The organism is Streptomyces sp. Y20, assembly GCF_043195475.1.
GTDB lineage: Bacteria > Actinomycetota > Actinomycetes > Streptomycetales > Streptomycetaceae > Streptomyces.
The window spans coordinates 569159-582545 of record NZ_JBIDDP010000003.1; the positions used below are offsets into that span (position 1 = coordinate 569159).

Sequence of the window (13387 nt, forward strand, 5' to 3'; positions counted from 1 at the left end):
GGCGGCAGTCATGTAATGTTCTTCCTGTCGCCGCGAGCGGGCCGAAAGGGCCGGGAGCGAAGGCAAAACAAGAGAACAAGCACTCGTAGCTTAACGGATAGAGCATCTGACTACGGATCAGAAGGTTGCAGGTTCGAATCCTGCCGAGTGCACACAGGTGAGAGGCCCCGGAGAGATCCGGGGCCTCTTGCGTTTCAGGGGCGTACAGCAGCGAAGTACAGCAACGGCTGATGTCAGCTGGCTCCCGCGCCCTCGCCGCCCATCGCTTCGGACAGCTTGCCGAGCGCGGCCCGCACCTCCTCTTCGCTCGCTTCGGCGTAGACCTCCATCGTCATGGCGATCTGTGAGTGGCGGAGGATGCGCTGCGCCACCTTCGGATGAACCTTCAGGGCGACCAGGAGCGAGCTGCACGCGTGCCGGGTGTTCCGCAGCGGGATCACGCGGAGGCCGGCGCGGCGAGCGCGCAGGGCGAACATGCGGGTGAGGTTCCCCGGTTCGATGGGCGTGCCGTACTTCGTGGTGAAGATCAGGCCCCGGGCGTCCTGCCAGAGACCCCCGGCCGCCTTCCGGTCCCCGGTCTGCTGGGCGCGGCGCATGCGGAGCGCCCTGAGGCAGAAGGCGGGGAGGGGAAGGAAGTCGTCGGACTCCTCGGTCTTGGTCTCGCGATGGAGGATCTGACGGCCCGCTCGCTGGATCTGGTGGTCCACGTACAGCTCACCCGCCTCGAAGTCGATCGACTTCCCCGGCACCGGGATGGAGGGGGCGCCGTTCCCGTCCACTCTAAGACCACCGTTTGATGATCTTTGCTGGACGCTCCAGGGCCGCCCACACCTGGATTCGGATCTTCTCAGTGGTCTCGGGGTTCTCGTCAGAGTCGACGTCGGCCTGAGCTGCCCGGGCCAAGTTGCTCCGGGACACGCGGACGCGGTTCCAGCCTCTCGGGACATCGAACGTTGCCGCATCGGGGGCGTAGTCAGTGCAGCCCAGAACCATCAGGCGGCCCAACGACACATCGAGGCTGGCCTCAAAGACGTGATCGAATTCCGAGCTGTCATCACTCGGCTCCTGAGACAGGACGACGACAGTAACGGATACGTTGACATTGACCGACGTGCCGATGCCCAGCGCGTCTGATGCAACCGCGAGGTGATCCGCAACGGCCTGGTCAGTCCACGCGTCGCTTAGATCACCGTCTGAATCCGCATCGGCTACGTGTATTTGGAAGTAGTCGGCGAAGAGGGTGAGCTCTGTCGTTGTCGTCATGGCGGCACAGTGCCATGCAGCACCGATAGCCGGAGATGCGGTAGCCGTCCACCGCCGCACCCCGGCGAATCTGTCAAGCCCGTCCGCGGTGGCTGACACCAACGCCTGACACCAACAGCCCCGAACAGCAGCGGTTGGCGTCGGACCCCAGCGGATGGTCAGCCCAGGAGCACGCCCTGTTGATCACCGTCACCGAGGCCCCATGATCGACCTGATAAGGATGAGGCCCGAGCCTACCTAGGCGGGGCCCTCATCGATCAAGGGTGGCAGCCTGTCAGCTTGAATCGGCCATTGAGACTCCACCGACCTTCCGGTTATCTTTCAGGTTGCGGCTATGCGCTGCAAGGCATCAACTAGGGAACTATCATCTCGCCCATCTCGCCATTGCACTACTTCACGCAGCGCCGTTTCCGCAGGATTCGCATTTTCCGAAACCGCCTTTATGGCTGATGGGCTCAGAGCTACATTCGTCACTATCAATGTAGGGGCAATGGAGGCGGGGATTTGCTCGGCAGTTTTCCTCACGTCCAACCCCATGAAGGGGCCCCGCGTGCGATGCCGTACGACTACGCCGACCTTCTTATCGTCAACGCTAACGAAGAAGTCGTGACTGCCGTCCCACGTGGCCTGCTGAATATTGAATCCTAGTTCAATGATCGTGCGTAGCACCGCTTGCTCGTACCTAATACCGCGTGCGATCGGAGTCCTTGCCAGCGAGAGGGCGTCCAAGACGCTCTGAGTAGCAGCAATATACGAGGATGCGCCTTCCCTGGTAAGGCTCACATCACCTTCACGTACGACGCGATCGCGCAGAGCCTTCAAGTCAAATGCTACGCGCGCCAGGTTGTTAGGTAGGACGCCCTGCAGCTCGGCCCGCCGGATCATAGCTCCCGGGGTGTGGCGGATGGATGAGGGTGGGATTACGTCCGTGAGCGCACTCTCAAGTTCCCTCCACGCTCCCAGCACGGCCGCAGTTGGATCCGACTCAGCAGCCCGAAGAAGATTAGCCATTTCTCGTTCGTATCGATCGGGGCGCATCTTTGGGAGACTTCGGATGCCCTCACCTGAATCGCCGCCACCTTCCACCACTGGATCAGTCTGGCGGGATGGCTCGCTGACTTCGGCGGCGATCTCGCCTTCAATCTCTGCCGCCTCTTGTGCAACTGCCTCCACTTGCCTTTGAAAAGTGATCGCCCCTATCGGCGTTTCAAGTGAGTCAATTTTACCGAAAAGTCCACTTAGCTGTTTTCTGAAAATGAATCCAAGGGTAAGTATCGTGGTGGGCCATATCAGGGTTCTGATGTATTCCAGCACCAGCTTCCAGTCCATGGGCGGCATCATGGCATGCGAGCTTGGAGTCTGGGCAGCAACGGAGTACAGCAACCGCATAGACCGCAGTCGACCGGCAGCACTACCAGGAACACGGCTGCCCGGCCGAGTAGACCTCAGCGACCTCCCCGCCCGTAGTTCGCATCGAGGGGCACACCGCGACGCCCCCGCTCGGGCCGTCTCTGGGCCGTGCGGGAGTGCTCAACGACGACAGATGACGACAGTCGACGACGGCTCTTCCCCTGCTCAGAGGCGGTGCCTCGGGTACCGGCGCAGGTGCTGATCAGTGAAGCAGAGTAGAGGAACATCAGAGAAGGTCCCGCCAGAAGGGGACCGTCGCTCGCGGGTTCCAGCTCTCGTCGACCTCACCCCGCGCCTCATCGAACTCCTGATGCACATAGTCGACCAGGTCCAGCCCGTAATAGATGATGTCGGTCTGCCACATCGAGAGCACCGGATGCCCGAAGCTTCCCCGGCCGGCGGGCAGGTAGCGGTGGGCATACAAGGGCACCAGCACCGGCGCCTCCGCCAGATGACGCCGCGCCGTATCCAGTGCCGCGGTCCCGTCGACTGGACGCTCCCCCCAGCCCTCGTACCAGAACCCGTTGTGCTCAACGGCGAGCAGAACGCCCTCGACCGGCCAGTCGAGCTGTCGACGCAGGCTGTCCAGATCACCACCGCGCCACTCCGGCCAGGGCCTGGACCAGGTCTGCCCCTCCTCGGGAGGGACGTTGACCGGGAGGCCGGCCGCAAGGAACGCCCGGTGATCGTCCGCGAACTCGAAGCCGTACTCGCGCTCGATGCGCTCGAACTCGGTGTCCGTCAGCCCCGGCTCAAACTCATAGGGGCCTGTCTCTGCCAGACGGCGCGCGGCCTCCGCCCCCAGGCCTACTCCCTCACAGCTGATCACTACCGCACGCTAGCGCCAGCCGAAGCCCGCAGTCATCCAAGTTGCGCGCGCTCCGTCTCAATGACCGAGGCTTCTGACATCCACGGCTGACATCAACGACGCCGGACGGGGGCGTACACCAACGTCCCTGCACGTCCGTCGCACCAGTCACCGACGACAGCCGTAGCAGGCTCGGATCGAACTCCTAAAGCGGTGGTCGCCATTTGGGCAGTCCGGACGACCGCACCCGTGCCAGACACGTGCCAGATCGTGCGGGGTACCACGGGGACTGACGGGGACCAGGCCGGCAGCCAGTCAAGCCCCGTGGCCGCTCCGCCGCAGGTCAGCCCGACAACCGCCCGCAAGTAACCCAAGCTTCCCAAGCTGAGGCTTTGCGAGGCGGCAAGACTGCACCGTCCCCACGGTCCGGCCGGCGCGGCTTGCTCCCGTCGACGGCACTGCACCGTAGCTGAGGCTGATGGGGATGCAGCGAGACACGCGCGCTGCTATTTCTTTGCCGCGGCGAAGTACAGCAACGGCATCACCCGGCACCGCCCATGGCGGCGGACAACTCGCCGAGCGCGACCCGTACCTCTCCCTCGCCGGCCGCCATCCGTTCCCGGCGTAGCCTCACGGCACTCCCCGACGGCACCGCACCGCTGACAAGCCTTGGCATCCTGTCCCCTGTCCCCTGTCCCCTGTCCCCTGTCCCCTGTCTCCGCCCCGGCGGCCGCGGCCGGTGGCGTGCCAGGCGGCTGCTGTGCTGCGTCTTGGCCTCCGTCCCCTGGATCAGCGGACTTGAGTGCCGGCGAGCCACGTCGTCCAGACGTGTCGGGGGACCTCGGGGTTGGCCAGGAGCCTGGCGCGCAGCTCGTCCCCGTCTACCGCCCGGGCCACCCGTACGTATGCACGGTCCTTGCAGCGATAGACCCGCTGGACAGCGAGATCGACCAGCTCGATGAGTCTCGTTCTCACCTGGTCCTCATGGTCGGCAGTGGCCGGCTTGCTGATCAGCCACTGCTTCATGCCCCACGCCTTCGCGTGCCGTGTCCACTCCTGTGGGTACCGGGCCTTCCATTCCATGAACAGCAAGGCGAAGGGCAACCCCGCCCAGGTGCTGATCTCCCCGGTGACCCACCTGCTCGACAAGGCTTCGGGCAGACACCGACTCGCGGCCTCGTCGTAAGCCTTCTGGGCGGTTCTCCGGTCCCACGTCTTGAACCGCAACCGGGGGGTCGGGAGCCAGGCCCTGATGATCCGGCGACGAGCGGACTCGACCTCTGTCTGAGCACGGGCGAGTCGAACAAGGGCAACGGCACGTTCGGCGGGGTCCGTCGCTATCAAGCCGTACGCCCACGCCGGACGCTCGGTCCACTCCTGATCGTCGTCGATGCCCGAGGCCGTCGTCTCTGTCACGCCACAGATCATCGCCTCAACGGCCTGTTGGCGCGATCCGCCCGTGTGCACGGCGGCCGACAGGCTCCGCTTCTGCCGAGTGTGGACGACTGCCATAGGGAGAAGTTGCTCGGCGGGCGTCCGGCCGGTGCTCAGCACTCCTCGTCCGGGTCGTTCCGGTTCAGCTTCTCCAGGTATTCGTGGGCCAGGGCCGTGACGCGGGTGAACCCGTCCGTGACGACCGCCAGTTTCTCCGGGGAGTAGTCGGAGAACAGGGCCGTCAGGGATCTCTGGAGGCGTTTTCATGAGTCTGTACGACGAGGGTCACACGATCGCCGGCTGGACCGGCGTCGGCATCCCTGGGCAGTTGCGTGGCGGGGTGGGGGGTCTGCGCGGCCTCGCTTCCCGTGACGGGCACCGGGCTGGCCGTCGTGGCCCTGAGTGTCCTGGTGACCTGGTGCCTGCACCTGTCCGGCTGGGGCAAACCACCGGGAGTGCGGCCGCGGTCCCAACAGGGCATGCGGGTCCGGGACGCCCGGGCCCGGGAGGGCCACGCCGGCTGCGTCGGCTGCCGGCTGGCGGGCCGGGGGCGCCGGACGACCACGCGCGCAGCCGGGGCGGCCGTGCCGGACGGGGGCGACGGCGCCGGATCGGTGCCTCTGTCAGCTGTCGAGTAGGTCTCACCGCTGTCGTCCCGCCACTGTCAGTGCCCCCCTCTACCCTGGCGAGTGATGGCACAGGTCTGGAGATGCGCGGGACTCCGGTGGGTGGGCGAGCGGCCCGCGCTGGAGTGGGGCGGTGGGCGGCGCAGTGCCTTGCCCTGGGGGAAGCGGGTCGTTTTCGCGGTGCCGGAGGGGAGCGTTCGGACGTGTGTGGGGGCTCGGGGGAATGCCTGCGCGCGGGGGGCCGTCGTGCCGGGGCGGAGCACGGGAGCCCGGTGCGAGGAGTGTGCGCGGCTGGACCGGGCGCACTCCGTGGCCGCCGACACCGTCGCGGACGACCCGCGGCCGTACCGCGTGTATCTGGCGTGGTTCGGGCCGGGCCTGGTGAAGGTCGGCATCACCGCTCTCGAACGCGGTCCGGCCCGGCTGCTCGAACAGGGTGCCGTCTGCTTCAGCTGGCTCGGCACCGGTCCACTGATGGCCGCCCGGCGTACCGAGGAGCTGCTGCGGGCCGCGCTGCGGGTGCCGGACCGGATCGCGTACACCGAGAAGCGTGCCGTGCGCTCGGCGCTGCCGGGGACGGAGGCCGAGCGTGCCGCCGAGGTGCGGGAGCTGCACGCCCGGGCCGTCGCGCTCGCCGGGTGGCCGGAGTCGCTGCGGCGGGAGGACTGCGAAGTCACGGACCTGGTAGGGGCGTTCGGGCTGGACGGGGTGCCGGCGGCGCTCGGCGAGGTCATGCGGCTCGTGCCGGGCGGCGCCGTGCACGGTGAGCTGGTCGCGGCTGCCGGACCCGATCTGCATCTGGTGGTCGCCGGCCTCGGTGCCGTCGTGCTGGACACCCGGCTGATGACCGGCTGGGAACTGGCGCCGGTGGCCCCGCCGGCCGGCACGTTCACCGTCCCGGTGAGGCAGTTCCGGCGGGAGCAGGACGGGTTGTTCTGACGTACGGCCCCGGAGGCGGCGGGGCGGGGGGCCGGTCCGTTGACGCACGGACCCCGTGAGGGGGAAGGTCAAGAATCGGATCCCGTACGGATCCCCTTCGGTCAGGACCATGGTCCGCACGGCCTTTCGGCAGTCATCGTGGCCGCATGAGCGATCAGTCAGCAACGACAACCCAAGCCGAAGCCGGTGCCGCCCCGGCCTCCGTCGCCGAGCCGGTGCCCCCGTACGAACCACCTTACTACGCCGTCGTGTTCACCAGCGTCCGTACCGACCACGACCCCGATGGATACGACCGCACCGGCGCCCGTCTCTCCGGGCTCGTCAAGGACATCCCCGGTTTCCTCGGTGAGGACCTCGCCCAGACCCCCGGTGGGCTCACGATCTCCGTCGTCTACTTCCGGGACCTCGCCGGGATCGAGCAGTGGCGCCGGCACCCCGAACACCTGGAGGCCAAGCGGCTGGGGCGGGAGCACTGGTTCGACCGGTACGTGATCCACATAGCGCGGGTCGAGCACGCTCACGCCTTCCAGCGTTCCTGACGCGCTTCCCAGGCGTTGCCTGAGAGGTTCCTGTGCGCTTCTCAGAGAAAACACAGACTCCGGAAAGCGTCTTCTCAGAGGACGCCGACAGGGTGTCCGGCATGACCACGACCTCGCCCCAGGGGCGCACCGAACTGCTGAGGCCGGACGGGAGCCCCGTCCGCGTGCTTGTGGTGGACGACGAGCTGTCGATCACCGAACTGCTGAGCATGGCCCTGCGTTACGAGGGCTGGCAGATCAGGAGTGCGGGGGACGGGCAGGGGGCCGTGCAGACGGCCCGCGAGTTCCGGCCCGACGCCGTCGTGCTCGACATGATGCTGCCGGACATGGACGGTCTGGCCGTGCTCGGCCGGCTGCGCCGTGAACTGCCGGACGTGCCCGTCCTGTTCCTCACCGCGAAGGACGCGGTGGAGGACCGCATCGCCGGACTGACCGCCGGCGGCGACGACTACGTCACCAAGCCGTTCAGCCTGGAGGAGGTCGTCGCGCGGCTGCGCGGGCTGATCCGCCGCGCCGGCGCCGCCGACCGGCGGTCCGACTCCGTGCTCGTCGTGGGCGATCTGACCCTGGACGAGGACAGCCACGAGGTGTCGCGGGCCGGGGACGACATCCACCTCACCGCGACCGAGTTCGAGCTGCTGCGGTTCCTCATGCGCAATCCCCGGCGGGTGCTCAGCAAGGCGCAGATCCTGGACCGCGTGTGGTCGTACGACTTCGGCGGGCAGGCCAACGTCGTCGAGCTGTACATCTCGTACCTGCGCAGGAAGATCGACGCCGGCCGGGAGCCGATGATCCACACCCGGCGTGGGGCCGGTTACCTGATCAAGCCCGCCGTGTCATGAGTTCACGACGGCGGCCGCGTCCGCGGAAGCGGCGGGCGGGACAGCCGCGCACCCTGCGGACGCGGCTCGTCGTCGCGTCGGTGGTGCTGATCGCGGCGGTGTGCGCCGTGATCGGTACGGTGACCACGCTGGCCCTGCGCAGTCATCTGTACGGCCAGCTGGACGGCCAGCTGAACGAGGTCGGGGCCCGGGCGGCCAGTGGCTTCCCGCCGCCCGGCGCCGCCAAGGACGGCCTCGGCCCCGACGGCCGGCACAGCGGCCGGAACGGGCGGACCGGCCGGGCCCTCGACCTCTCGTTCTTCGTCTCGCGGGCCCCGCAACCGCAGCACACGGTCGCGGCGGAGGTCGAGAAGGGCACGGCCACCGAGGGCAAGGTGGGCGACGCGTCCAGCGACACCTACGTGATGACCGCCGAGCCCCTCAGCCGGGCCCAGCTCGCCGCCCTCGGTACCGTCGCCCGCGACGAGAAGGCGCACTCCGTGGACCTTCCCGGCCTGGGTTCCTACCGCGTGCGGTACGCCCACGGCCCGGCCGGCGACTACTACGTCGGCATCCCCACCAAGGCGGCCGACGGCACCATCGACGCCCTCGTCCTCATCGAGGTCAGCGTCACCGTGGCCGGCCTGGTCGCCGCCGCCATCGCCGGTTACGTCCTCGTCGGCGTCGCCACCCGCCCCCTGCGCAAGGTCGCCGCCACCGCCACCCGGGTCGCCGAACTCCCGCTGCACACCGGCGAGGTGAACCTCAGTGAGCGGGTCACGGAAGCCGAGTGCGACCCGCACACCGAGGTCGGCCGGGTCGGTGCCGCGCTCAACCGGATGCTGGACCACGTCCACGGGGCGCTGCTCGCCCGGCAGCAGAGCGAGACGCGGGTACGGCAGTTCGTGGCGGACGCCAGCCATGAACTGCGCACCCCCCTGGCCTCCATCCGCGGCTACGCCGAACTCACCCGGCGCGGCCGCGAGCAGGTCGGGCCCGACACCCGGCACGCCCTCGGCCGGATCGAGTCCGAGGCGGGCCGCATGACCCTCCTCGTCGAGGATCTGCTGCTGCTCGCCCGGCTCGACGCCGGCCGGCCGCTCCAGTCGGAGCGGACCGATCTGGTCCCGCTGGTCGTCGACACCGTCAGCGACTCCCGCGCGGCCGGCACGGACCACAACTGGCGGCTCGACCTGCCCGACGAACCGGCGCTGGTCCCGGCGGACGCGGCACGGGTGCAGCAGGTGCTGGTCAACCTGCTGGGCAACGCCCGCAAGCACACCCCGCCCGGTACGACCGTCACCGCGCGCGTGCGGCGGCGCGGGACGTGGATGTGCGTCGACGTGGAGGACAACGGGCCGGGCATCCCGCCGGAGCTGCTGCCGCACGTCTTCGAGCGGTTCGCGAGGGGCGACTCCGCGCGGTCCCGCGCCACCGGGTCCACGGGTCTGGGGCTCGCCATCGTGCAGGCCGTCGCGTCCGCGCACGGCGGTGCCGTGACCGTGGACAGCGTGCCCGGCCGCACGGTGTTCACCGTGCGCCTGCCCACGCTCGACCCCGCCGTCCCGCGGCCCTCCCCGCGGACCGGCCGGGGATCGTCCTCACAGGCGCAGCACAGTGCCACCACATGGGCGCGACAGGGCACTTGACGAGAGTCGGTCCATGCGAACCGACTCTTCTCCCGGCACCCTGCCGGCGCGGGAGCACCTCCCGGCCACAGACGCCGGAACGCCTGTCCTGGACGTAGTGATCCCCGTCCACAACGAGGAGAAGGACCTCCAGCCATGCGTCCGCAGACTGCACGAGCACCTCACACGCACCTTCCCCTACGCGTTCCGCATCACGATCGCGGACAACGCGTCCACGGACCGCACCCCGCTGGTCGCGGCGCGGCTGGCGGCGGACATCCCCGAGGTGGGCACGTTCCGCCTGGAGCTGAAGGGACGGGGGCGGGCGCTGCGGACCGTGTGGTCCGCGTCCCCGGCGCCGGTGCTCGCCTACATGGACGTCGACCTGTCCACCGACCTCAACGCCCTGCTGCCACTGGTGGCGCCGCTGATCTCGGGCCACTCCGACCTCGCGATCGGCTCCCGGCTCGCCCGTGACTCCCGGGTCGTACGCGGCCCCAAGCGGGAGTTCATCAGCCGGGCCTACAACCTGATCCTGCGCGGATCGCTCCAGGCCCGCTTCTCGGACGCGCAGTGCGGATTCAAGGCGATCCGGCGTGAGGTTGCCCAGGTGCTGCTGCCGCTGGTGGAGGACACCGGCTGGTTCTTCGACACCGAGATGCTCGTGCTCGCCGAGCGGGCCGGCCTCCGGATCCACGAGGTGCCGGTCGACTGGGTCGACGACCCGGACTCCACGGTGCACATCGTCAGGACGGCCATCGACGACCTCAGGGGCGTGTGGCGGGTCGGCAGGGCCCTGGCCACCGGTTCGCTGCCGCTGGACCGGCTGGCCCGGCCCTTCGGCGACGACCCGCGCGACCGCGACCTGCCCGACGTGCCCAAGGGGCTGGCCCGTCAGCTCGTCGGGTTCTGCGTGGTCGGCGGCCTGTCGACCCTGTTCTACCTGGCGCTCTACAGCGTCTTCCGGCAGTTCTCCGGCTCGCAGACAGCCAACGCGCTCGCCCTGCTGGTCTCCGCCGTGGCCAACACCGCCGCCAACCGCCGGCTCACCTTCGGGGTGCGCGGCCGGGGCGGCGCCGTACGCCACCAGGCGCAGGGCCTGGTCGTCCTCGGTATCGGTCTCGCCCTGACCAGCGGCTCCCTGGCCGCCCTGAGCGCGGCCGCCGGAAGCCCGGCCCACTCCACCGAACTGGCGGTGCTCATCGCCGCCAACCTCGCGGCGACCGTGCTGCGGTTCCTGCTCTTCCGCGCCTGGGTCTTCCCGGACCGCGACGGGTACGGCGGCGGTCCGGGCCACACCGTGACCCCACCGGCCCACGGCACGCCGGCGCCGTCCGCACCCCCGCCGCAGCGCCGGGTGCCGGCCCCGCAGCCATACCGGCAACGACCGTACGAGCAAGAACCGTACGAGCAAGAACCGTACGAGCAAGAACCGTACGAGCAAGAACCGTACGAGCAAGAACCGTACGAGCAAGAACCGTACGAGCGACAGGTGCACAGCCGAGAGGGCTGCGAGCCGGTACGCCCTCACCACAACGACCCGGGGGATGCCCGATGACCACGCACTACGACCCGCCGACCGCACCGCGGGGCGCCCCGGGTGGCGGGGAACCGTCTCCGGCCGCACCTTCACGGGCCCCCGGGGCCGGTACGCCGCGGCAGCCGTTCGTCCGCGGACTGTGGCGCGGCCGGCCGGAGGACCCGCGCTGGGCCCGCCCGGCCCTCCTCGGCCTGCTGGCCACCACCCTCGTGCTCTACCTGTACGACCTCAGCGCCTCCGGGTACGCCAACTCCTTCTACTCGGCGGCCGTCCAGGCGGGCAGCACCTCGTGGAAGGCGTTCTTCTTCGGTTCGCTCGACGCGGGCAACGCCATCACCGTCGACAAGCCGCCGGCCGCGCTGTGGCCGATGGAGCTGTCGGTCCGCGTCTTCGGCCTGCACTCCTGGGCGATCCTGGCTCCCGAGGCGCTGATGGGCGTGGCGGCCGTCGCCGTCGTCCACGCGTCCGTACGCCGCCGGTTCAGCCCCGCGGCCGGTCTGATCGCGGGCGCGGTGCTCGCGCTGACCCCCGTCGCGGCGCTCATGTTCCGGTTCAACAACCCGGACGCCCTGCTGGCCCTGCTGATGTCGGTGGCCTGCTGCCTCGTCGTCCGCGCGGTGGAGGACGGCCGTACGAAGTGGCTGGTGTGGGCCGGTGTCGCGATCGGTTTCGCGTTCCTCGCCAAGACGCTCCAGGCGTTCCTGATCCTTCCGGCGCTGGCGGCCGTGTACGCGGTGTGCGCGCCGGTGCGGCTGCGGCGGCGGTTCGGGCAGCTGGCCGCGGCGACGCTCGCGCTGGTCGTGTCCGGCGGCTGGTGGGTGGCCGTCGTCGAGCTGTGGCCGGCCTCCTCCAGGCCGTACATCGGCGGTTCGCAGCACAACAGCTTCCTGGAGCTGACCTTCGGCTACAACGGTCTCGGCCGCCTCAACGGCGAGGAGACCGGCAGCGTGGGAGGTGGCGGCGGCGGTGGCAACGGCATGTGGGGCGAGACCGGCTGGGACCGGATGTTCAGCTCCGAGGTCGGCGGCCAGATCTCCTGGCTGCTGCCCGCCGCGCTGATCCTGCTCGTCGCCGGTCTGGTGGCCACCCGCAGGCTCGGGCGGACGTCCGTCACCCGCGCCTCGTTCCTGGTCTGGGGCGGTTCGCTGCTGATGACCGCGGTGGTGTTCAGCTACATGGCGGGCATCTTCCACCAGTACTACACGGTGGCCCTCGCCCCCTACCTCGCCGCGGTCGCCGGCATGGGTGCCGGGCTGCTGTGGGAGAAGCGGCGGGAGCTGTGGGCGTCGATCGCGCTCGCCGCGTCCGTGGTCGCGGCGGCGGCCTGGGGGTACGTCCTGCTGAACCGGACCTCCGGCTATCTGCCCTGGCTGAAGTGGCTGGTCCTGGTCGGCGGGCTCACCGCGGCGCTCGGCCTGGTCTTCGCGGGCCGCCTCCCGCGCCGACCGGCACTCGGGGCGGCGGCGGTGGGTCTCGTGGCCGCGCTGGCCGGACCGACCGCGTACACGCTGAGCACGCTCGGGCAAGGGCACAGCGGTTCCATCGTCACGGCGGGCCCGGCGGGCGCGAGCATGATGGGCGGCCGGCGCGGCGGTCCGGGCGGTGACGGCATGCCGGGCGGCTTCGGCGGCGGCGCACCCGGCGGACCGGGCCGGCAGGGGCGCAACCAGCAGGGCAACGGGTTCCCGGGCGGCGGCGGCTTCGGCGGAGGCATGCCGGGCCGGAACCAGCAGAACGGCAACGGCGGCTCCCAGGCACAGCCGGGTCAGCCCGGCCGGCAGAACGGCAACGGCTTCCCCGGTGGCGGCCGCAGTGGCGAGGGCGGACCCGGCGGCGCCGGTGGTCTCCTCAACGGCACGAGCGTGTCGGCCGGGGCCAGGAAGCTGCTGGAGGAGAACGCCTCCGTGTACACCTGGGTCGCCGCCTCCATCGGCTCCCAGAACGCGGCCGGCTACCAGCTCGCCACCGGTGACCCGGTGATGGCGATCGGCGGCTTCAACGGCACCGACCCGTCCCCGACGCTCGCCCAGTTCAAGGAATACGTGGAGGAGGGCAGGATCCACTACTTCATCACCGGCGGCGGCATGGGCGGCGGTATGGGGGGCGACAGCGGCAGCGCCTCGCGGATCAGCTCGTGGGTCCAGAGCACCTTCGAGAAGGTGACGGCCGGCTCGGCCACCTTCTACGACCTCACACGGAAGACCGGCGGCTGACGTCGCAGTCTCCGGTGAGTCGCGGCCGGCCGGGCTGGGGACCGGGCAGCCGGGGCAGGGGTAGACGTGCGGGGAGGGTAGACGGGTGGGAAGGGCCCGGCCGCGCTCGCGGGGCCGGAGCCGCGCTCCGGCTCGGTCTCGCGCCCCCGCGGCCGGCGCAGCCCTA

The 13387-nt window shown here is 69.8% G+C and carries 10 protein-coding genes, 1 tRNA gene and 2 pseudogenes; 8 read left to right on the plus strand and 5 right to left on the minus strand.

The annotated features are described in order from the left end of the window. The first annotated feature begins 79 nt into the window (after positions 1–79). Positions 80–152, plus strand: a tRNA-Arg gene (locus ACGFT1_RS10885). Between the two features lie 81 nt (positions 153–233). Here the strand turns inward: ACGFT1_RS10885 and ACGFT1_RS10890 are convergent. From ACGFT1_RS10890 to ACGFT1_RS10910, 5 genes and pseudogenes are all read right to left on the minus strand, one after another. Next, a pseudogene (locus ACGFT1_RS10890) lies at positions 234–740 on the minus strand (tyrosine-type recombinase/integrase); the annotation flags it as partial. Between the two features lie 40 nt (positions 741–780). Further along, on the minus strand, positions 781–1263 hold the full coding sequence (locus ACGFT1_RS10895; RefSeq protein ID WP_373908670.1) for a hypothetical protein: 483 nt from the start codon (positions 1261–1263) through the stop codon (positions 781–783). A 321-nt stretch (positions 1264–1584) separates the two neighbouring features. Beyond that, positions 1585–2592 (minus strand): hypothetical protein, encoded by a 1008-nt coding sequence (locus ACGFT1_RS10900; RefSeq protein WP_373908671.1) that lies wholly within the window; start codon positions 2590–2592, stop codon positions 1585–1587. A gap of 307 nt (positions 2593–2899) precedes the next feature. Further along, a complete protein-coding gene (locus tag ACGFT1_RS10905; RefSeq protein WP_373908672.1) occupies positions 2900–3502 on the minus strand; it encodes a hypothetical protein in 603 nt (200 codons plus the stop codon). 768 nt (positions 3503–4270) lie between these two features. Further along, entirely contained in the window at positions 4271–4897 is a 627-nt protein-coding gene (locus ACGFT1_RS10910) for a hypothetical protein (RefSeq protein ID WP_373908673.1), read from the minus strand. 283 nt (positions 4898–5180) lie between these two features. Between ACGFT1_RS10910 and ACGFT1_RS10915 the strand changes: the two are divergent. From ACGFT1_RS10915 to ACGFT1_RS10945, 7 genes and pseudogenes are all read left to right on the plus strand, one after another. Beyond that, positions 5181–5553: pseudogene (locus ACGFT1_RS10915) on the plus strand (HGxxPAAW family protein). Positions 5554–5607: 54 nt separating this feature from the next. Then, the gene (locus tag ACGFT1_RS10920; protein WP_373908674.1) at positions 5608–6480 is read left to right on the plus strand and encodes a DUF2797 domain-containing protein; all 873 of its coding nucleotides are present in this window, start codon (positions 5608–5610) and stop codon (positions 6478–6480) included. Between the two features lie 146 nt (positions 6481–6626). After that, complete coding sequence (locus ACGFT1_RS10925) at positions 6627–7019, plus strand: antibiotic biosynthesis monooxygenase (protein WP_373908675.1); 393 nt, start codon at positions 6627–6629, stop codon at positions 7017–7019. A gap of 101 nt (positions 7020–7120) precedes the next feature. Continuing rightward, positions 7121–7861: a response regulator transcription factor gene (locus tag ACGFT1_RS10930; RefSeq protein WP_356819245.1), complete on the plus strand. Its 741-nt coding sequence runs from the start codon at positions 7121–7123 to the stop codon at positions 7859–7861. Beyond that, the gene (locus tag ACGFT1_RS10935) at positions 7858–9489 is read left to right on the plus strand and encodes an ATP-binding protein (RefSeq protein WP_373908676.1); all 1632 of its coding nucleotides are present in this window, start codon (positions 7858–7860) and stop codon (positions 9487–9489) included. The genes ACGFT1_RS10930 and ACGFT1_RS10935 overlap by 4 nt, the downstream gene beginning before the upstream one ends. 13 nt (positions 9490–9502) lie before the next feature. Next, a complete protein-coding gene (locus tag ACGFT1_RS10940) occupies positions 9503–11026 on the plus strand; it encodes a glycosyltransferase (RefSeq protein WP_373908677.1) in 1524 nt (507 codons plus the stop codon). After that, positions 11023–13221 (plus strand): ArnT family glycosyltransferase, encoded by a 2199-nt coding sequence (locus ACGFT1_RS10945; protein ID WP_373908678.1) that lies wholly within the window; start codon positions 11023–11025, stop codon positions 13219–13221. The genes ACGFT1_RS10940 and ACGFT1_RS10945 overlap by 4 nt, the downstream gene beginning before the upstream one ends. Positions 13222–13387 lie beyond the last annotated feature (166 nt).